The 20,926-nt window shown below is 59.0% G+C and carries 18 protein-coding genes; 12 read left to right on the forward strand and 6 right to left on the reverse strand.

The window, feature by feature from the left end; genetic code table 11:
• The 3 genes from B3187_RS17530 to pnp form a co-directional block, all read left to right on the forward strand.
• The coding region (locus B3187_RS17530; protein WP_414673675.1) for a tRNA pseudouridine(55) synthase TruB at positions 1-83 on the forward strand (83 nt) is incomplete at its 5' end.
• A 133-nt stretch (positions 84-216) separates the two neighbouring features.
• Entirely contained in the window at positions 217-486 is a 270-nt protein-coding gene (rpsO, locus tag B3187_RS04715) for a 30S ribosomal protein S15 (RefSeq protein ID WP_024461087.1), read from the forward strand.
• A 225-nt stretch (positions 487-711) separates the two neighbouring features.
• Positions 712-2,844, forward strand: a complete 2,133-nt coding sequence (pnp, locus tag B3187_RS04720; protein WP_286804831.1) for a polyribonucleotide nucleotidyltransferase — start codon at positions 712-714, stop codon at positions 2,842-2,844.
• A gap of 128 nt (positions 2,845-2,972) precedes the next feature.
• Here the strand turns inward: pnp and B3187_RS04725 are convergent, their stop codons facing one another.
• Positions 2,973-3,683 (reverse strand): ChrR family anti-sigma-E factor, encoded by a 711-nt coding sequence (locus tag B3187_RS04725; RefSeq protein WP_286804833.1) that lies wholly within the window; start codon positions 3,681-3,683, stop codon positions 2,973-2,975.
• Positions 3,680-4,261, reverse strand: a complete 582-nt coding sequence (locus tag B3187_RS04730; RefSeq protein WP_024461084.1) for a sigma-70 family RNA polymerase sigma factor — start codon at positions 4,259-4,261, stop codon at positions 3,680-3,682. The genes B3187_RS04725 and B3187_RS04730 overlap by 4 nt, the downstream gene beginning before the upstream one ends.
• Before the next feature lie 635 nt (positions 4,262-4,896).
• Between B3187_RS04730 and B3187_RS04735 the strand changes: the two genes are divergently transcribed.
• From B3187_RS04735 to B3187_RS04750, 4 genes are all read left to right on the forward strand, one after another.
• A complete protein-coding gene (locus tag B3187_RS04735) occupies positions 4,897-7,239 on the forward strand; it encodes a DUF1631 family protein (RefSeq protein WP_123638136.1) in 2,343 nt (780 codons plus the stop codon).
• Positions 7,232-7,582: a PilZ domain-containing protein gene (locus B3187_RS04740; RefSeq protein WP_286804834.1), complete on the forward strand. Its 351-nt coding sequence runs from the start codon at positions 7,232-7,234 to the stop codon at positions 7,580-7,582. Before B3187_RS04735 ends, B3187_RS04740 begins: the two co-directional genes overlap by 8 nt.
• Positions 7,583-7,721: 139 nt before the next feature.
• The gene (locus B3187_RS04745; RefSeq protein ID WP_286804835.1) at positions 7,722-9,920 is read left to right on the forward strand and encodes an alpha-glucuronidase family glycosyl hydrolase; all 2,199 of its coding nucleotides are present in this window, start codon (positions 7,722-7,724) and stop codon (positions 9,918-9,920) included.
• A 101-nt stretch (positions 9,921-10,021) separates the two neighbouring features.
• Entirely contained in the window at positions 10,022-10,735 is a 714-nt protein-coding gene (locus B3187_RS04750; protein WP_286804837.1) for a GntR family transcriptional regulator, read from the forward strand.
• Positions 10,736-10,756: 21 nt separating this feature from the next.
• Here the strand turns inward: B3187_RS04750 and B3187_RS04755 are convergent, their stop codons facing one another.
• From B3187_RS04755 to B3187_RS04770, 4 genes are all read right to left on the reverse strand, one after another.
• Positions 10,757-11,023, reverse strand: a complete 267-nt coding sequence (locus B3187_RS04755) for a hypothetical protein (RefSeq protein WP_286804838.1) — start codon at positions 11,021-11,023, stop codon at positions 10,757-10,759.
• Positions 11,024-11,096: 73 nt separating this feature from the next.
• A complete protein-coding gene (locus B3187_RS04760) occupies positions 11,097-12,152 on the reverse strand; it encodes a glycoside hydrolase family 11 protein (protein WP_286804839.1) in 1,056 nt (351 codons plus the stop codon).
• A 519-nt stretch (positions 12,153-12,671) separates the two neighbouring features.
• Positions 12,672-13,754 (reverse strand): SO_0444 family Cu/Zn efflux transporter, encoded by a 1,083-nt coding sequence (locus B3187_RS04765; RefSeq protein WP_286804840.1) that lies wholly within the window; start codon positions 13,752-13,754, stop codon positions 12,672-12,674.
• A 167-nt stretch (positions 13,755-13,921) separates the two neighbouring features.
• Complete coding sequence (locus B3187_RS04770) at positions 13,922-16,750, reverse strand: TonB-dependent receptor (RefSeq protein WP_286804841.1); 2,829 nt, start codon at positions 16,748-16,750, stop codon at positions 13,922-13,924.
• 352 nt (positions 16,751-17,102) lie between these two features.
• On the opposite strand from B3187_RS04770, the gene B3187_RS04775 reads away from it, so the two are divergent.
• From B3187_RS04775 to B3187_RS04795, 5 genes are all read left to right on the forward strand, one after another.
• Positions 17,103-18,434 (forward strand): alkaline phosphatase PhoX, encoded by a 1,332-nt coding sequence (locus B3187_RS04775; RefSeq protein WP_286804842.1) that lies wholly within the window; start codon positions 17,103-17,105, stop codon positions 18,432-18,434.
• Positions 18,435-18,526: 92 nt separating this feature from the next.
• The gene (locus tag B3187_RS04780) at positions 18,527-19,270 is read left to right on the forward strand and encodes a MotA/TolQ/ExbB proton channel family protein (protein ID WP_286804843.1); all 744 of its coding nucleotides are present in this window, start codon (positions 18,527-18,529) and stop codon (positions 19,268-19,270) included.
• Entirely contained in the window at positions 19,260-19,655 is a 396-nt protein-coding gene (locus B3187_RS04785; RefSeq protein ID WP_123638128.1) for an ExbD/TolR family protein, read from the forward strand. Before B3187_RS04780 ends, B3187_RS04785 begins: the two co-directional genes overlap by 11 nt.
• Positions 19,656-19,685: 30 nt before the next feature.
• Positions 19,686-20,102 (forward strand): ExbD/TolR family protein, encoded by a 417-nt coding sequence (locus B3187_RS04790; RefSeq protein WP_024461072.1) that lies wholly within the window; start codon positions 19,686-19,688, stop codon positions 20,100-20,102.
• Positions 20,099-20,851: an energy transducer TonB gene (locus tag B3187_RS04795; RefSeq protein WP_286804844.1), complete on the forward strand. Its 753-nt coding sequence runs from the start codon at positions 20,099-20,101 to the stop codon at positions 20,849-20,851. The genes B3187_RS04790 and B3187_RS04795 overlap by 4 nt, the downstream gene beginning before the upstream one ends.
• Positions 20,852-20,926 lie beyond the last annotated feature (75 nt).

Below are 20,926 nucleotides of genomic sequence, written 5' to 3' on the forward strand. Positions count from 1 at the left end.
CCCGATTTCTGGGCCTTGGCGAGCTGGACGACGAGGGTCGGGTGGCGCCCAAGCGGCTGGTGGCCGCCAGCGTGCCCCAGTGACTCTCGGCGAATGACAGCGTTCGCTGGCGCAAGCCGGCAACCCCGGAGCCTCGGCTTCGGGTACACAACCCACCTGTAAATATGCGCGGGTGCGGCTGTTTCTTTTTACGGCATATTACAAGAGGAAATGATTATGGCACTGAGTGCTGCAGAAAAAGCTGAAGTGGTTAAAGAGTACCAGCAGGCTGAAGGTGATACCGGTTCTCCGGAAGTTCAGGTAGCGTTGTTGACCATCAACATCAACAAGCTGCAGGAGCACTTCGCAGATCACAAACAGGATCACCACTCGCGCCGCGGTCTTATCCGCATGGTTAACCAGCGTCGTAAGCTGCTGGACTACCTGAAGGGTAAGAGCACCAAGCGTTATGCTGACCTGATTCAGAAACTGGGTCTGCGTCGGTAAGAGTTCTGTGCCCGCTTTGCGGGCACATTTTTTTCCGCTCTTCGGCCCCGGTGGGCCGGAGGGCTGTAAAACCGGCTCCGGCGAATACTGTATCCCCCGCGAGCCACCAGTCGCTTGCACGACAACTCGAATTGTTTCCAGGCTATGTTGAAGTATTTGCTTTGAATTATTCCGAGTCGTGACCGCACACAATTGAACGAAAGTGAAGAAGAGAAGGATAGAAGAGTGAATCCGATCATCAAGAAATTTCAGTACGGCGGCGAAACCGTCACCCTGGAGACCGGGCGTGTTGCCCGCCAGGCAACCGGCGCCGTCATGGTCACCATGGGTGACACCTCGGTTCTGTGTACCGTGGTAGGTGCCAAAGAGGCCAAGCCGGACCAACCGTTTTTCCCCCTGTCCGTTCACTATCAGGAACGCGCCTACGCGGCCGGTAAAATCCCCGGCGGTTTCTTCAAGCGCGAGGGTCGTCCCTCCGAGAAAGAAACCCTGACCTCCCGCCTGATCGATCGCCCGATCCGTCCGCTGTTCCCCAAAGGTTTCATGAACGAAGTGCAGGTCGTGTGCACCGTCATGTCTACCTGTAAGGAAGTGGATCCGGATATCCCGGCCATGATCGGCACCTCCGCCTGTCTGGCCGTGTCGGGCATTCCGTTCGACGGCCCGATCGGCGCCGCTCGTGTGGGCTACACCCAGGACAATGGCTACCTGCTCAACCCCAACTACGCTGCTCTGAAAGGCTCTGAGCTGGACATGGTGGTTGCCGGTACCAAAGACGCGGTTCTGATGGTCGAATCCGAAGCCAAAGAGCTGCCGGAAGACATCATGCTGGGTGCGGTTCTGTACGCTCACCAGGAAATGCAGGTGGTAATTCAGGCCTGTGAAGAGCTGGCCCGTGACGGTGGCAAGCCCCGTTGGGACTGGACTCCGGTCCAGCAGAATGCCGAACTCAAGGCAAAAGTCGAAGCCGGTTTCAAAGACGGTATCGGCGAAGCCTACCGCATTACCGACAAGGCCGAGCGCTATGCCAAGCTGTCCGAGCTGCGCTCTCAGGCGGTAGAACAACTGGCCACCGAGGAGTCCGGTGTCAGCGCCAGCGAAATCGAAGGTCTGTTCGCCAGCGTGGAAAAGCAGCTGGTGCGCTCGCGCATCATCGCCGGTGAGCCCCGTATCGACGGCCGCGACAGCGCCACCGTTCGCCCGATTGAAGTGGAAGTGGGTGTCCTGCCCAAGGCCCACGGCTCGGCCTTGTTTACCCGTGGTGAGACCCAGGCTTTGGTCGTGGCCACCCTCGGTAACGCCCGCGACTCCCAGATCATCGATGCTCTGGAAGGCGAGCGCAAAGACCCCTTCATGCTGCACTACAACTTCCCGCCCTACTCAGTAGGCGAGTGTGGTCGTATGGGCGGTACCGGTCGTCGTGAGATCGGTCACGGCCGTCTGGCCCGTCGCGGTGTGGGCGCGGTTCTGCCCAAAGAAGACGAATTTCCCTACACCCTGCGTGTGGTCAGTGAAATCACCGAGTCCAACGGTTCCAGCTCCATGGCCTCCGTCTGTGGCGCCAGCCTGGCGCTGATGGACGCCGGTGTACCGCTGAAGGCGCCGGTGGCCGGTATCGCCATGGGTCTGGTGAAAGACGACGACGGTTTCGCCGTTCTGACCGATATCCTGGGTGATGAAGACCACCTGGGTGACATGGACTTTAAAGTGGCCGGTACCACCAGTGGTATCACCGCGCTGCAGATGGATATCAAAATCCAGGGCATTACCGAGCAGATCATGGAGATCGCTCTGGAGCAGGCCCTGAGCGCCCGTCTGCACATTCTGGGTGAAATGAACAAGGTGCTGGGCAAGTCCCGCGAAACCGTGAGCGACAATGCGCCGCGCTTTGAAACCCTGAAAGTGCATCCGGACAAGATCCGCGACATCATCGGTAAAGGCGGGGCGACCATTCGCTCCATCACCGAAGAGACCGGTGCGTCCATCGACATCGACGATGACGGTACCGTCAAAGTGTACGCCGACGATGGCGACGCGCTGAAGGCGGCGGTGGCCAAGATCGAAGAAATTACCGCCGAGGCGGAAATTGGCGCGATCTACGAAGGCAAAGTGGTCCGTATTGTCGACTTCGGTGCGTTCGTCAACTTCCTGCCGGGTAAAGACGGTCTGGTACACATCTCCCAGATCGCCGATGAGCGCGTGAATGCGGTCAGCGATTACCTGAAAGAAGGTCAGATGGTGAAGGTCAAGTGTCTGGACGTCGACCAGCGCGGCCGCATCAAGCTGTCCATCAAGGAAGCCAACGCCGACGCGCAAGCGGACGCTCCGGCCTCCAGCGAGGAAACCACCGAGGAGTAACCCTCCCGGTGAGTTACCCATAAAAAAACCCGCCAATCGGCGGGTTTTTTTATGGACGGCGATGCTTAAAAGGTCGTGTAGGGGCCGAGCGCAGCGGTAAAACGCCGCATCCGCCGTCACCAATACACCTACGCCTTCCAAGCCAACAAAGGATTCAACCACCGCATCAACGGCCCGGTAAACCGCATCGGCGCATCCAACACCGTCAAACAGATGCAATCCTCATTCTGCAGTGCCGTCGGGCTGTGGTGGTGGCTCGGGTCCCGGGCGATGTAGTCCCCGGCGTGATACACGCCGAGCTCATCGGAAAACCCGCCTTTCAGGACCACAGTCAACTCGTTGCCCCGGTGCGTGTGCACGGGCACCTTGGCGCCGGCTTTGATGCGCTGCAGGGTGATCCGGGCGCTGCCCATATCCACCACATTGGTCAGATCGTACTTGGCGATCTCGCGGGTCTGCTGCTGCCAGTCAAGCTCATCCAACGAGGACGGCAGGTAGCGTTCCAGGGGGTTATGGTAGCGCTTGGAGACTGACGCGCCGGTTGGCGCTTCCGCGCGCGGCTCTTCAGAACCGATGCGTGCCATCAACTGCTCGAAGCCCTTGTCCAGAGACTCGTTCTGCACATCGCTGCGCTCCGGAATCTGGTCATCATTGGCCCCCACACTGGCTGGGCGGGTTTCCGACAACAATACGCCGCCGAGCGCGTTCAGCTTGCGCAGTTGGCTCTGGCATTGCAGACAATACCCAAGGTGTACGGACACCGCGAGTGCCTGTGCTAGCCCCAGGCTGCCGGCGGAGTACTCCAGCAGGGTCAGGTCGTCGGGATGATGTGCACTCATAGTTCTGTCGCCTCTAACATCACTCTTAACTTCTTCATGGAAAGCCGCAGACGGCCTTTCAGTGTTCCCAGGGGGACGTTCAACTCTTCCGCCACCTCTTGGTGGGTCTTACCTTCATAATAGACTTTGCGCACCGCAATCATCTGATCTTCCGGCAGCTCAAGGATGGATTCCTTCATCTTCTTCTCTGTCGAGCCCGCCTCGATGGACCGGATAGTGGTGTCCTCCGTGGGGATCTGCCACAACTCTTCCGTATCCACCGTCATTTCAGCCTTGGTACGGCCCTTCTTACGGAGCAGATCAATGCGCTGATTCCGGGTAATGGTGAAAATCCAGGTCGAGGCGGATGCCAGAGAGTCGCGGTACTTGTCGGCATTTCGCCACACGCTGGTCATGACTTCCTGAACGAGCTCCTCGGCCTGCTGGTTCATCCCCTGATTGATGGCATAGGCCTTGATTCTGGGCGCGAAGTGGTCATACACCTTGCGAAACGCGGCGGTGTCGCCATGGTGGGCGACCCGACCCAGCAGTTCCCCCCAATCGGGGCCCTCCCCGTTACCGGGGCCTGTTTTACTCATTGATTGTGCCTTAGTCCGCAACATACAGCGCCTCGCTCGTCCTCTATTCTTTTCGGATTCGGCCGGGGCTCCGCCAGTGGGGGGCAGAACAACGGAATAAACCCATATACGGAGGTGCGCGGAGTCCGGATCATTGCCTGGAACACAAAATCCCCGAACCGGTGATCCGGGGGGCGAAATCGCCCGTATTTGAAGACACAAGCGCTATCACAGAGTATAGGAGATCGGAATGCACCCTGTCTCGCTTCTCCGGGTAATCCCGGCACTCTGAGCGTCCCGCCTCCAGAGTCTGACGGGTTACCCCCGTTAATCTGCGAGCTAGCCCTTTCGCCCGGTCTTGACCGGGCTTTTTTTCCTCCCTTCGCCCTCCGGCTCATCCCGCGCGCGCCACCTTGCGGCCAACGGCCTGAAAAATGTGACAAATGTCGCACGCTGTGGCACATTGGCAAGTCCCTACCTATGCTTATGGGAAGCCTCTTTCGTGGGGCTTGGGCAAGTCCCAGAACCGACTTGCGCCGCAAGCGGTAGCGTCCTGATGCCAGGGCGATCCAGGGTAGGTACGACACGGGATCTCGGATGATCTGCCGATGAGGACAATAACAGTGACGATCACGGAAACGACCACTGGAGAAAACATGACTGACCCCCGACACAGCGGAGCCGGAGCATCGGCGCCGGATAGCCTGAACGACCCCCAGGTGGTGCAGCACCTCAAGCACGCCCGCAGCCTGATGATGGATTATGCCCAGCGGGTGCTGCCCGTATTCTGGCGCGAGTGGTGCGCTCGGCTGGAGGACTATGCCGAACGGGCGCGCTCCAACAAGGAGCAGATGGCCCTGTACGAATACAAGCGGATGATCGAGGCCTCCCAGCACGAGCTGGAAGAGGATATTGGCCAACGCCTCAGCAATGGGTTCGTCAAATTCAAAAACCGGATGCTCAATACCCTCACCGGTGAGGAGCGCTTCAGCGGCGACATGCTCGCTCTGGTGGAGCATTCGGATCTCGAGGAGACCATCGCGATCACCTCCATTACCCATCGGGCCGACAGCTTTTTTGCCGGTCAGCTCTGGGCGCTGCAGCAGCGTCTGGCCTTGTTGAATGGCGGGGAAAAAATCGACGAGCGCAGCAACCCGGTCAGCCCGGTGCAGTTCTGCGAGGCGCTGCGCAAAGCCCTGCTCAATATCACGCTCGATAACAAAACCAAAATCATTGGCTACAAAACCTTTGATAAAGAGGTCATTGGCGCCCTGGATGAGCTCTATGAGGAGCTCAATAAGTACTTTATCGAGGAAAACCTGCTTCCCAACCTGCGCTATACCGCTCTGGTGGATGACTCGCCCCAGGGCGCCGAGCCCAGTGAACAGCCCGACGCCGGGGAAGAGGTGCCCATGAAGGACGGCGTGCCCCAGCGGCGCGCCTCGGACCGTCTTCTCAGTGGTACCGCCACTCCCGCCGACACCCAGTACCAGGCGGGGCTCTACAACGCCATCCGGCTGTTGCAGAACCATATCGCCCACCAGGTGGCCCCGACCGGAGGAGCACCCGGCGGGTCAGGTCCCGCCGGCGAGCCCGCCGTGGGCGCCACCCCCTACCCGAGCGGAGGGGGCAAGCCCTACAGCAGCCAACAACTGGTGGGGGTTCTGCAGAGTCTGCAGGCCGAAGCACTCAGCCAGACCCAGGCGGCCGCGTCCCAGAACGAGGCCGGGCTGGTCACCACGCCGCAATCGATTCAGACGGTCAGCCAGCAGATGCTGGCCCAGGTGGCGGCCGAGAGCGATGAGCCCGGAACCGTCGACCCCAGCGATCTGGACACCATCGACCTGGTGGGCCTGCTGTTCGAGTACATGCTCTCGGATGACAACCTGCCGGATTCGGTTAAGGCGCTGCTCAGCTACCTGCACACCCCGTTTCTCAAAATGGCCTTTATCGATAAGGACTTTTTTGAGCAGACCGATCATCCGGCGCGGGTACTGCTCAACAGCCTCGCCGAGGCGGGGGCCCGCTGGGTCAGCAACGATGGCACCAGCCAGTACGACATGTACAACAAGATCAAAACCACGGTGTTCCGGTTGTTGGCTGAGTTCAAGAACGACGTTCGTCTGTTTGCTGAGGTGCTGCTCGAATTCAATGCCTATACCCATAACCTGGCGCGCCGTCAGGAACTGATGGAGCGCCGCGCGCTGGAGAAAGTCCAGGGCGAGGAAAAGCTGCGCGAAGCCAAACAGCGGGTCAACGACGAAGTGCGCAAGCGCACCGACAATCGTGAACTGCCCTCGGCGGTGCTGCTGTTGCTGCTGCAGCCCTGGTCCGATTACCTGTCGTTTGTGATTCTTCGCTACGGCGAAAATGCCGATAGCTGGCGGCAGTGCCTGAAGGTGATGGACGAGCTGCTCTGGACCCTGGAGCCCAAGACCCTGGAGGCGGATAAAACCCGCCAACTGGATATTCAGGATCAGGTTATCCGGGCGCTGCAGTCCGGCTTTGACACCATCGGCTACGATCAGGGCAAGGGCAAGAAACTGCTCGAAGCGGTCGCCTCGCTGCAGAAAATGGCGCTGCAGAGTCGTCGTCCCGAGCCCGCCCCGGCACCCATGCGCTCCAAGCTGGAGAGTATCGCCGCCGAAAAGGCCGGACATAGTCGGGTGGCGAACGAACCGGTGACCGAAGAAGAGCAGAAGATTGTCGACAATCTTAAAATGATCGAATTTGGTACCTGGTTCGAGTATGAGGGTGGCCGACGCCTGAAAGTCGCCTGGTACAATAAGCGCACCCTGCACTACATGCTGGTGGATCAGCAGGGGCGCAAAGTGGCGATGAACTCCGGGTTGCAGTTGGCCCGCGATATGATCGCCGGTCGGGCCCGGATTATTGCCGGAAGCACCAAGCCCTTCTTTGAGCGTGCCCTGGAAAACATCTACCAGCAGCTTAATGCCAAAGTCGGTGGTCACTCCCAGGAGGAAGCACAGAATGATTGATCATCAGCGGCAATGGGCGCGCTATGCAATTGATGAAGCGGTGGATGTCTATGACAACCTGCGGGACCTGTATCTCGGGCGCCTGGTCAACATCAACGCCCACGGTCTGATGATCATGGGGGATCAGCCTCTGGATGAGGACAAGCTGTACAAACTGGATCTGCACCTGCCGGAAACCCTCAATGGTCGCAACAGCATCCACCTGGGAGTGGACTGCCTCTGGACCCGCAACGCCGATCATAACGGCAAACACTGGTCGGGCTTCAATATTATCGACGCCTCCCCGCAGGCGCTTGAAGACATCGAGACTCTGATCCAGCACCTGGGTCAGCCGTTGGCGTAACCGTTCCGGTTGCGCCGAGCGGCGTGGGCTGCATCGGCTTCTTGTATACTAGTAGACTTCCATAAAAGTAAAAATGACTATATCATGCGGTCTGGTACCCAATAACCCAAGAAACCCGCAAAGAGAGTAGGTCTTATCTATGAAAAAGCTCCTGGCGATCGGTCTGGCCCTGGCCTGCACCCTGAGTGCCCTGGCTACCCACGCTGAAGACGGTTACGACATGTGGCTGCGTTACCAGCCCCTGAGCGATAGTTCCCTGGTCAAGGACTACCGCAAACAACTGGGAACCCTGGTGGCTCCCGACGGCCCGGCCGTCATCGAGTCGGCCGCGCAGGAGCTGCAACGGGGCATTTCGGGCCTGCTGGACAGGCCGCTGGAGCGCAGCGACTCGCTGGCCCGGCGCGGCTCGCTGGTCATAGGTACCCCCGAAACCTCCGAGCTGATTGCCAGCCTGGGCTGGGAAGACCGCTTGGCGCAACAGGGGCCGGAGGGGTTCCTGCTGGAAACCACCCGGATTGGACGTCGCGATGTGACCGTGATCGCCTCTGAGGGTGACCGCGGTGTGCTCTACGGGGCTTTTCATCTGCTTCGCTTGCTGCAGACCCAACAGGCCATTGAGGAGCTTGCCATCGCCGAGGCGCCCAAGGTCCAGCACCGCGTGGTAAACCACTGGGACAATCTCAACCGACTGGTGGAGCGCGGCTATGCCGGCCTGTCACTCTGGGAGTGGGGCACCCTGCCCGAGTACAATGAAAACCCGCGCTACCGGGATTATGCGCGGATCAACGCCTCGCTGGGGATCAACGGCACCGCCATCAATAACGTCAACGCCGACCCGCGTATTCTCACGGATCAGTTCCTGGAGAAAGTGGCCGCGCTCAACGAGGTGTTTCGCCAGTACGGGATCAAAACCTACCTGTCCATCAATTATGACTCGCCCCGGGCCTTCGGTGATCTGGATACCGCCGATCCGCTCGACCCGCGAGTACAGCAGTGGTGGAAGGACAAGGCCAAGCAGATCTACAAGCACATTCCGGATCTGGGGGGCTTTCTGGTAAAAGCTGACTCCGAGGGGCAGCCCGGCCCCCAGGGGTATGGACGCAACCATGCCGACGGGGCCAACATCCTGGCCGATGCCGTCGCACCCTACGGCGGGGTGATTTTCTGGCGCGCTTTCGTTTACTCGCCGGAGCAGGGCGACCGCTTCCGTGAGGCCTATGACGAGTTCAAACCGCTTGATGGAAAGTTTCGGGACAATGTAATCGTTCAGATCAAAAACGGGCCCATCGACTTCCAGCCGCGCGAACCTTTCTCACCCCTGTTTGGCGCGCTGGAAGACACCAATATCATGATGGAACTGCAGGTCACCCAGGAGTACTTTGGATTCTCCAATCACTTGGCCTACCAGGGCCCGCTGTTTGAAGAAGTGCTGGATGCCGACACCCACGCGAAAGGCGAGGGCAGCACCGTCGGCAAAATTCTCGGAGGTGAGGTCTTTGAATACGAACAGACCGGTATGGCGGCGGTGATCAACCCCGGGACCGATCGCAACTGGACCGGTCACCCCTTCGTTCAGTCCAGTTGGTATGCCTTTGGTCGCATGGCCTGGGACTATGAGCTCAGCTCCGAGGCGATCGCCGAAGAGTGGATGCGCATGACCTTCACCAACGACCGCCGCTTTCTCGACCCCATTGGTGAAGTGATGGCGTACTCCCGCGAGGCGGGGGTCAACTACCGCAATCCGCTGGGTCTGACTCACCTCTTTGCCCAGGGCCACCACTATGGTCCGGCGCCCTGGTATGACGAAGCCGAGCGGATGGACTGGACCGCCTGGTACTACCATCGGGCGGACGAAGACGGCATCGGTTTCGATCGTACCGAATCCGGCTCCAACGCCATCGAGCAGTACCATGGACCGGTGCGGGAGCATTTCGGCAATCTGGATCAGATCGACGAAGATTACCTGCTGTGGTTTCACCATGTGGGCTGGGGCTACAAAATGAACTCCGGCCGTACTCTCTGGGAGGAGCTGGTGCTGAAATACGACGAGGGCGTGCAGCAGGTGCGGGACATGCAGGCCGAATGGGAGAAAGTGCAGGGGCTGATCGACCGGGAGCGCTACGAGCATGTCAAAGCGCTACTGGAGGTACAGCTGCGCGACGCCATTCGCTGGCGCGACTCCTGCGTGAGTTACTTCCAGAGCCTCAGTGGTCTGCCCCTGCCGGAAGGGTCGCCGGAGCCGGAGCACGATCTGGAGCATTATAAAAAGCTGGAGCACACCTTCTACGTGCCCGACCCCTGGCACCCGAAGGGCAACGACCGGCGGGTCGACTATTGATTGAGAGGTGAACCCGTCGGGCCCGATACGGAGTGTCGGGCCCGGCTTCTTCTGGGGTATACTCGGAAAACGATGACAAGAACTGACCAGACGAGGCGATAGTGGCAAAGTCAGCAGCGAGCATTCCTTCCTCCAAAAAACGCCGAATCGCTGGCAACCGGTCGGTGTCCGCTCAGATTTTTGAATTCATCCGGGATGCCATCGTCAGCATGGAGTTTCAGCCCGGGCAGATGATTCCCGAAACGGCGCTGGCCGAACAGTTTGGTGTCAGCCGCACGCCGGTGCGCGAAGCGCTGATCAAGCTGGCCAATATCGGTTTTGTTGATGTACTCCCCCAGCGGGGCACCTACGTCTCGAAGTTCAGCATGGAGAACATTCTGGAGGCCCGTTTTATTCGCGAGGCGCTGGAACTGGCCGTCATTGCCCACGTGGCCGAGCATGCGGACGATGAGTTGGTAGCAGAGTGTGAAGCCATTCTGGAGGAGCAGCGCATTGCGGCGGAAAACGATAACGCCCTGGCGTTCCAGAAGCTGGACGATAACTTCCACCAGACGCTGTCGGGGCGTACCGGGTATCATCGTGTTACGCAATTGATCGAATCCGAAAAAGCCCATATGGACCGAGTGCGCAACCTCAGTCTGCACATGAGTGGTCAGTACCACCGGGTGCTCGATCAGCATCGCGATATTCTCAATGCGGTGAAAAATCACGACCCCGAGGCGGCCCGCAAGGCCATGTCCGTGCATATGCAGGATGTGTACAAGGTGCTGACGCTCATCCCGCGCGAGCATCCGGAGTATTTTCAGGACGAGTGAGGCCTGGGTGAATGTAGCGCTTCAGGTTTCCTGATGATGTTCGGATGTTGTCTCTTGCTCAGCGCTGGGGTTGCCGTCTCGTGACTGATACAGCTCGTTATCCTGATTTTTGTCGATGCACTGTTCGTATGCCTGACTATAGTCCGTTTCTACGCTCTGCTGGGCCTCCCTGGCACACATCTCTTCGACGGAATACGCATCGCTTTGGTAAATATCCACTTGTGCAACAACCAATGAACTGGCGCTGCTCAGCGTTAGCGCGAAAATTGATAGGTGTAGTCGATTCATAGCCGGTGACTCATCAAAAAGGGGAGTGCAAGACACACTCCCCGGTAGAACGACCTGGTGGTCAGTAAGTGAGTTACAGGTTGCCGTAGCCTATGGCACCGTTGCAGTGCAGCCATTCACTATTGGAGCCACCGCACTGGTTGTTTTGCCAGACTCCGGTGTTGTAGCTCTGATTCTCAGACTGACGGGTGGCGCCGTTGACCTGAATGTAATCCACCTGCACATCCCGACCGCTGGCGTCGTTGCCATACTCCACAGTGATGCCGCCGGTCGCGCTTCCGTTCCAGGTATAGTTGCTCATGTTGGTGGACAGGGTCCAGGTGGCCACGGTGTTGTTATCAACGCGCAGGCTGATTTGTTCATCGCCATTTGTGCCGCGCGCGCGCACCACGATCTCGTTGCCCCCGGTGCTGCCGCCACCGCCACCACCAGTGCCGGATTCCCAGACCGACACATTGGCGCTGCCGCTGCTCTGGTAACCTTCTGTCGCCATGACCTGATAATTGTGGGTTCCCAGGTACCAGCCCTGGTTGGCCCAGGCGTCAACGTGATTCTGGAACGTGATGGTGTTGTTGTTGCCCTGTGGACGCTTGGAGGTCCGGACGCTCCAGTACTGATAGAAGGTTGTGTTGCCTTCGATGGAAGGCTGATTGACCCGCTGGGTGCGATACAGGTCATAGGTGCCACCGTCGGTGGACACAGTGCCTACCGAAGTGCCACCCGGTGGCCGCCAGCTGCCCCAGCTATCCACCACGTAGTATTCCACCAGAGGGTTGGTACTCCAGCCATAGAGGGTGAGATACGAGTTGCCTGAAGGCGAGTAGTTACCGGCGTTGTACCCGATGATCCGGTTGGACGCCCCGGTGCTCCAGCCCTTGCCGCCAACAAAGTTGCCGGTGTTGGACCACTCGTAGCCGTAGTTGCCTTCGGAGCCCAGCGTCATGCAGGCGGAGCCGCCGCCATCGGTCCAGTGAGTGTAGTAGTAGCCACCGTTGGTGCCGGTCTGATTGTCACAAATGGTCTGGGCATTGGCTGCCGAGATACCCAGCACGGCCGAGCAGGTGAGCAGGGCGGTAGAGAGAGATTTTATCCAGCTTCTCGCCCCGGCGTTGGTTTCAAATAAAGGCATACTTTGATCCTCGTGATTGAGTTATTTTTTTCGTCACGGGCTATCCGCCGTAATCGACGAAACAGGCTTTCGTCACTGTGAACGCCCGCCACGTTAGAGGCCTTGTCAGGTTTGACAGTACATCACTGACTCATGGGCTGGGGTCGCGTTATGATTATTGTTGGTTAGCATGCACCCGTCAGGCCCGAGTAGGTCCTTTTTAATCCTCAGTGTGATCTGAGGTTGAATCAGTGTCGGGAAGTGTTGACTCGAGACGACTTAAAGTCAAATTAACCATAAATGTAAAAAGGTTGTTTCATGTTTATATATTCAGAAAGACTATAACAAGCTGTGGTCGGAAGGCTGACAAGGAGCGGCGCTGGAATTTTTGCCAAAAGCAGTTGTGGAACGACTTGGAGGCGGTATCCGGCCGATCGTCAGGTTATCTGAAAAGCGGATGTCAAAATCCGTGGTTTGTCGCCAAAATAAACGCCCGATATTGCGAATTGATATAAGCTGACCGACAACATGTAACCGTATTCAGAACAGCACTCGTCTTCGCAATGGCGTTATTGCCAGCGCGGCAAGCACCGCCAGCGCGACCGCCTCGAACCAGGTTGGCAGAAGTTCTCCGGTGGCACCTACCTGGGCCTCAGGGGCGATACCCAACCACTGCACGGTCTGATCCGCCACCAGTCCGACAAGAACCGTCGATACCAGAATCCCCAGCAGATACAGCGCCATGACGGCGGCGCCCATTTCTTTGCGCATGACGGCCAGGGTGGCCATGCTGGTAATGGGGGCCGCGAGGAGAAACACCAGGGCGGTTCCGGGCGAGACGCCTGCCACCAGCATGCCTGCGGCAATGGGGGTGGCAGCGGTGGCACACAGATACAACGGTATACCGACAATCGCCATCAGAAACATGGCGGGAAGGCCGCTGCCGTGCTCGGCCAGGGCCTGAGGCGGCACCAGCGCCATCAGAATGCCAGCGATCACCAGACCGGCCGCCAACCAGCGGCTGATATCATCCAGCAGGTCGGCAAACGCATAGCGCAACCCGTCCCGCAGTCGACGGGACAGGGAGGTCTGTGTGGTCTCGGCATTCGACCCCGCTGCAACCGGGCGGGTGCCACAGGTGTTGCTCTGGCAGCAGCCTGCCTCGTCGCCGACGTGCCTTTTGGGCTCATGGTGTCCTGACGTGGCGGACCTCGTCCGGGGGGCGTGGTCCGCCAGGGTCACCAACAGGCCGGTGGCAATGGCGGTAACGACGGCGCCAGTGGCTCGGGCGACCAGCATGAAGGGACCCAACAGGGCATAGGTGATGGCAATAGAGTCCACACCAATCCCCGGTGTGCCGATCAGAAAAGCGGTGGTGGGCCCCCGCCCCGCGCCGCCCCGGTGTAGGGCAAAGGCGGTGGGAATCGCGCCGCAGGAGCAAAGAGGCAGTGGCGCACCCATTACCGCAGCGCGGCTGACGCTGGCCAGTCCCTGACCGCCCACCCAGCGCAACAGGGCAGCCTCAGGAATCAGGGCTTTGATCAATGCTGCGGCCAACAGGCCGGCCAGCAGCCAGGGCGCAGCGGTCAGGGCAACGTTCAGAATCTGTTCGAGTACCACCATAGCAAGAGACTCCAGAACCGGTCTGGTGACAGGCCAAGGGAGATTATGGGACCAGTGTACACCCATGGGACATGGGATGCGGTCGGGAGAGTGGGGAGACAAAAAAAAGCCCCCCGGCGCACCGGGGGGCTGACGTCAAGGGCCTATGGGCCCCTGAAATTCGGCGCTTAGAAGTCCAGACGCACGCCGGCTTCAATGGTGGGGCCGTATTCTTCGTACTGGGAGTTGAATTCAGAGCTGCCCCAGTAAGCGTACAGCGGCTCGTCATTGATGTTGACCAGGTTCATATACACCTGGGCCATGTCGTTGATCCGGTACTTACTGGTGATGTCCACTTGCAGGTGGTTGTCCTGGTAGCGGTCAAACATCGGATCGGAAGCGTCATCGGTTTCTTCGAAAAACTCGCTGCGGTAGGCCGCGGCGACGCGAATGTTGAAGCCGTGCTTCTCATAGCCCAGAGCAAAGCTGGCAATGTGGTCAGACTGGCCGGGCAGGGGGATACCGCTGTCGCGCTCGGGCAGGTCGGATTCACTGTCAGTGAAGGTGTAGCTGGCATCCAGCAGCAGACCGTCCCAGGGTCCCGGCAGGAAATCGAACTGACGGATATAGGCCAACTCGATACCGTAGAGCTCGGCATCCCCGCCATTGATGGTCTGAGTCACCTCATCAAAGGCTTCAAACGGGGCTTCACCGGCGACATTGGCGGTCAGGAAGTAGTTGCTGATGTCCTTGTAGAAGAAACCGGCGGACATCAGGCTTACCCCAGTGGGATAGTATTCCCAGCGCAGGTCAAAGTTGGTGGACTCCAGTGGCTCCAGGTCCGGGTTACCCGTTTCAGCGACCCGCTCGATGTCATCACCGGAGCCTTCGATTTCGATGATCTGCCAGGGACCGGCGGCTTCAAATCCCGGACGGGCGATGGTGCTGGTCAGCGCGGCCCGCACGGCCATGTTGTCCTGCAGCGCGTAGTTCAGGTGCAGGCTGGGCAGTACATGCGAGTAGCTTTTGCTGTCTGAGAAAGCGTTCAACTGGGGTTCGCCGTCATTGACGTTTTCGTCGATCGTCACCTGGGTGCCCCGGGCCGCGTAGTCGGTTTCTTCCACACGCACACCACCAATCACGGTCAGGCGCTTGAACTCGGCTTGGGCCATGACATAGGCGGCGTTGATGTCTTCTTCGATATCGTAGTCCTCGGCCGCACTATCGATCAGGCTGTCTTCGGCATTCAGTTCGAAGTTATCGCGGTTACCGTAGAAGAAGTCGCGATACTTGTCACGATCCACCGCCGGGCCAAAATCGCCCCGGGGCGGATAGTCCACGGGCGAGTCCTGGGCAAAGTCGGCAATACTGTAGGTATCACCAAAATCTTCGTAAATGCTGATGTCGATATTGTTTTCTTTTTCGCGCTGACGGGTCTTGGCACCGAACTTGATGAAGCCCGGCACTTCACCGAACATCACATCGCGCTGGGCGTTGAAGGCAACCGCCAGTTCGCGCTCTTCGTTGAACACGCTTTCACCTTCGGCGGACTCGAGAATGAAGTCGCTGGCGTTGCTGCCCTGATCGCCAATAACGTACAGCAGCGGCTGCTGGGCATCACCGGACTTGTCGTAACCCATGGCGACATCTTCCGCCAGAGTCTCACCGGTAATTTCCAGGTCGCCCGCTTCACCGGCCGTGGCATAACCCAGGTTGTAATCAAAGGTCCAGTTGTTGCGCTCGTTCTTACCGCCCAGGCTGTAGCTGGTGATATCGACAATTTTATTGCTGTCGGAATGCGCTTTTTCGTATTCAGCCCCAACGAATTCGCCGCTGTCCGCATCCAGACCTTCAATGTCGCCTTCCTCAAATTTGAAGATGTTCTCTTCTTTGGTTTCAGCGTCATCGAACTCGCTGTACATGGTGCGCAGATAGTACTCGTCGGTATCGGTCGGGCGATAGTCAAAGTTCAATGCGACGCTGGTGCGCTTGCGGGTCAGAACGTAGTCCCGCTGTTCACCTTCCAGCAGAGCGTTGACCTCATTGCCTTCCGGCGTTTCGGTCATTTCCCAGGGAGCCCCTTCGATGCCGTCGGAAACGGTATCGCGATCAAACTGGCTGACGGCAAATGCAATCCCCAGGTTATCTTCACCATCGCCAATGCTGAACAGGTCGGTGTAAGACGCCGAGATGTCCGGGCTGGTTTCTTCATTGGTGGTGTTGTAGCTGCCACCCACCGTGACGCTGCCGCTGCGGCCACCCAGATCAAAGGCGGTCAGGGTTTTCACTTCGATGTTACCGCCGACGGCGTCGCCGTCCATATCCGGCGTAATGGCCTTGGTAATCTCGACCGATTCCACCAGATCCGAGGAAATCGCATCGAGGTTTACCGCGCGCGAGTCGGCTTCCGGCCCCGGAATACGCATGCCGTTAATGGTGGTGGAGTTGAAGCTCGGATCAATGCCGCGAATGACCACAAAACGGCCTTCACCCTGGTCGCGCTGAACGGACAGGCCGGGGGCGCGTTGCAGAGCTTCGGCGACGTTCTGGTCCGGGAAGTTGCCCACCGAGTCTGACGACAGCACGTCGATTACCGAGGGCGCCCGACGACGACGGTTGATCGCCGCGGCCTGACCCGCCGCCTGGCTGTCGATCAGCAGACCTTTCAACTGATTGGCATTGTCCTGCTCGCTGCCACCACCGATGCGGATGCTGACCTCGGCGGTTTCGCCGGCGATGACCGTCACGGCCACTCGCTCTGGCATGGCACCGCCGTACTCTGACACCAGTTCGTACTGGCCTTCCGGCACATTGTTAAAACGGAAGCTGCCATCGCGACCGGTCACTTCCCGGCGGCGTTGGCCTTCAATACGGACTTCCGCATCGGGAAAGGTGAACTCGCCGGTGGCGTCGGTCACCTGGCCGCTGATGGCCCCTGTGGATTGGGCTTGGACGGCTGCGCAGAGCGCAACCAGCCAGAGGCCGAACAGACCTCGCAATAGGTGTTTTACTTTCATCGTGTACATTGAGCTATCCCCTGAACATAAGAAATAACCATCTCCGGAAGAACATCCTGTTCTTCCGGAGTGGCTCGGATTTTGTGGTAGAGGACGTCACGCTAGCGGGTTCATATGACAGTCGGGCGACAGTCATTTGAACAGCAGGTTAAGCTTTCATGACAGGCTGGTGGTCGGCGTTGTCACTCAATCGTCACTTTAAGTTCACCGTTCAGTCACGCCAGGGTCACATACCGGGAGCACACTCAAACTCATCAAAATCGACGCAGAGCGCGCTGTGATGCATTCAGGATGGAGTGCGTCAGGGCGTTTTATTGTGAGCCGTCATAACCATTGGATTTCTGAGTCTGATATGAAAAACGTAGAATGCAAAGCGACCGGGAACCGCGAAGGCCTCGTCAATGAACAGCGCCGCCGCCTGTTGCAGAGAAGTCTGATCGCTTCGGGGGTGCTCGCGGTCGGTCCGGGCCTGTGGGGTTGCACCACCCAGGGTTCTCCCCGATCCGCCAAGCCCTTGGCGCTGAAAAAGAAAGTCAGCAACATTCCCAACCTCGCCGGCACCTTGCACGAAGTCGTGGTTGAGAATGATCCGAACACCCGAATGATGGTGCCTCGTGGTTTCTCCGTTCGCGAAGTGGCGCGCACGGGACAGCGGGCCTATGCCGGCTCTGATTATGTATGGCATGCACTGCCCGACGGTGGCGCCACCTTCCCGATGGACGATGGCGGCTGGGTGTATGTATCCAACGCCGAAGTGGGAGCCTGGCGCCAGGGCGGCGTGGGTGCACTGCGCTTTAACGCGCAAGGCGAGGTGGTCGACAGTTACGCCATCTGTACCGGCACCACCAACAATTGCGCCGGTGGCCCCACGCCCTGGGGAACCTGGCTGACCTGCGAAGAAATTGATGAAGGCCTGGTTTACGAGTGCGACCCCACCGGTCGTCAGCTCGCCGTGCCTGCACCGCTCTTGGGTGTGTTCAAACACGAGGCCGCGGCCGTGGACCCGGTTCATCGTCATATCTACCTTACTGAAGATACCGAGGACGGCAACTTCTATCGCTTTGTGCCCGAGTACTATCCTGAGGGTGGGCGTGCCGATCTGAGCAAAGGGCGGCTGGAAGTGGCAGTCGTGACCGGTGACGATCCGCTGCAGACCCGTCCCGTGCAGTGGCACACAGTGCCCAATCCGGTTCCCCGTCTGGGCGGTGAAGATCCCGAACGCCGCGAACGGCCCACCCGGAAACAGGTAGCCGATGCCGAACGGTTTGATGGTGGGGAAGGCTGCTGGTATCACGAAGGCATGGTGTACTTCACCACCAAAGGTGATAACCGAGTGTGGGCGCTGGATACCAACGCCAATACGCTGGATCTGATTTACGACAAACAGTCCGACCAGGCCTTCAATCCCGGCATTGACGATGTGGACAATCTGGTGGTGTCCGCCGGTGGTGACGTGCTGGTGGCTGAAGATGGTAGCGAAATGCGTCTGGTGGTGGTCGGTGCCGATATCACGCCGTTTGAACTGGTGAATGTGGTCGGTCAGCGTGACTCGGAAATCTGTGGTCCGGCATTCAGTCCCGATGGCGAGCGTCTGTACTTCAGCTCTCAGAAAGGTTACACGGGCGATCACACCGACGGCCGAATTTACGAGCTGCGCGGCCCATTTTTTGTAGACGCCGGTTAATCACGTCGACGCCGATGATCACCAAGTCCATGTCGGGTGGATAAGGCCAAAGGCCGCCATCCACCAACACCGAAAGTGAAGTAGAGGTCATTATGAACGGTTTCAGTTTGGCAACGTTAGCGGAATTATTGGAGCTGGGTGGTCCAGTGGTGATGGTTCTGATGCTGATGTCAATTTACGCCCTGGCGATCGTCGTACTGAAGTTATGGCAATTCCGCACCATCCGTCTCGGCGAGCGCCGTTTTATCGATCCGGCCATAGACGCCTGGCGCAAGGGTGACACTCACAAAGCCGGCGAATGTCTGAAAGGCCAGCCCAACCCCATTGCCCAGGCCATGAACCTGGTGGTCAAGGGCAGTGAAGCGGGCATTCCCGAAGACAGCCTGCGGGAAGAAGTGGCCCGCACCGCAGCCCGGGACATCAATGTCCTGCGTCGGCATTTTCGTCCGTTGGAAGTGATCGGCAATATCGCCCCGTTGCTGGGCTTGCTGGGCACGGTGATTGGCATGATTGCCGCGTTCAACCAGTTGGAAGCGGCCGGCAGTCAGGTGGATCCGTCGGTCCTCTCCGGCGGTATCTGGGAAGCGCTGCTGACCACCGCCGTGGGTCTGGTGGTGGCGATTCCGACGGTGGCGGCTCTGAACTTTCTGGAGCGCAGTGTCGAGCGCCTGCACGAAGATATGCAGGATGCGCTGGGTCGCGTGTTTACCAGTCGGGTTTTCAACCGCGTCACCGCTGATAGCACCGAACCATCGGTGAGCGAGCGCAACTCGTCGAAAGCCGGACAACGCACCAAGTCCGCTTCGTTGGAAGGGGCCCTGGCCGGTGCAAATTGAAGTCGCTCCCCGTCGTAAGCGTAGCGTCAGCCTGACACCACTGATTGATGTGGTGTTCAACCTGCTGCTGTTTTTTATGCTTGCCTCCAGCCTCGCCCAATGGAGTGGCCTGGAGTTGGCGACCGGTAGTGAAACGGCCAGCAATGACGATATTCCCGCAGCCGATATCTATTTGTTGGGCGACGGAGAATTTCGTTATGACGAGCAAACGTATCCGCTCCAGGCACTGGCAGAGCAACTGACTCGGGACCTGGAGGCTGAGCGTATTTCTTCGGTGATACTGCGCGCTGAGGATGGCGTCAGGCTCCATGAATTGATCGACAGCTTTGACCAGTTGGGCCATGCCGGTATTCAGGCGTTGGCGCTGGGCGAAACCGCTGATTGATCTGTCCACCGCTGTAACCGAAACCTCGCTATGTTGAAACAGACCGATTTCTCCCTGCCGCCCATTCCCCGGCGAACCACCAATGCGGAGGACAATGTCCTGCCGCTGATCAATGTGGTTTTTCTGTTGCTGATCTTTTTTATGGTCAGCGGCACCCTGATCCAGGAACCACCGTTTGCCGTGACCCCTGCCACCACTCGTCACGCTGAGGCACTGGACAGCCAGCCGGAATACCTGGCCATTGGTGCCGATGGGCGCTTGGCCTGGATGGGCGAGGCCATAGAGCCGGCCGGATTAGCGGAACGTCTTGCCCAGCGCGAGCAGCCTGAGGCTCCCTTGCAGGTGCGCGCTGATCGCCGACTGGAAGCCCGCGTCCTGACCGAACTGTTGGCCGAGTTGCGTGCCGGCGGTGTTGCCCAGATTCAACTACTGACTGAAAGCGAATGATTCAACAACCGCGACCCGTCCACTGGCTGTTGGCCCTATCCCTGGCGTTTGCTGTGCACACCCTGGCCATGGTGCGTCTGGATTCAGACCGGGAAACCGTGCACCGCGCGGAAGATCCCGGGGCCCAGTCGATCACCATCGCGCTGGCACCGCCACCCAAGCCAGCTCAGCCGACGCCGGCCCCCGAGCCCGAACCTCAGCCGCAGCCGGAACCTGAGCCTCTGGAATCTCCGGTCAAAACGCCGGAACCCGAGGAGGAGCCAGAACCACAACCGGAGCCGGAACCAGAACCTGAGCCGGAGCCAAAACCCGAACCGGAGCCTGAACCCGAGGTTCAACCCGAGCCGGAACAGATCGTAGAGACGGACGAGTCGACCGAGTCCGCTGATGAGCACAGCGATCAGGAGGCCAAACGCACCGCGGATCGGCAGCAGGCCGGTGCGACGGGCGGCATTCAGGATGCGCCGCCGGATTACCGCACCCAGGTCAGCGCTTGGTTGGAACGCCACAAAGAGTATCCCATGAGGGCCCGTCGCAAGGCCGAGCAGGGCATGGCCATGGTGTCATTCACCTTTGACCGGGACGGCAACATCCTCGATTACGAACTGATGCGTCCGACCGGGCACAACAGCCTGGACGAAGCGGTTGAAGAAATGCTCGAAAAGGCCAACCCCTTGCCCAAGATGCCCGATGACATCGCCCAGAGCCGCATGACCTGGACGCTGCCGGTGTACTTCCGACTGAATTGACCGACGGTATCTTCACCGGACACTGTCAGCCTGAATCCATGTCGAAATAGACAAACGTACGTCCTGAGGAAAACC

This window comes from Marinimicrobium sp. UBA4209 (assembly GCF_002381585.1).
In the GTDB taxonomy this organism is placed as follows: domain Bacteria; phylum Pseudomonadota; class Gammaproteobacteria; order Pseudomonadales; family Cellvibrionaceae; genus Marinimicrobium; species Marinimicrobium koreense.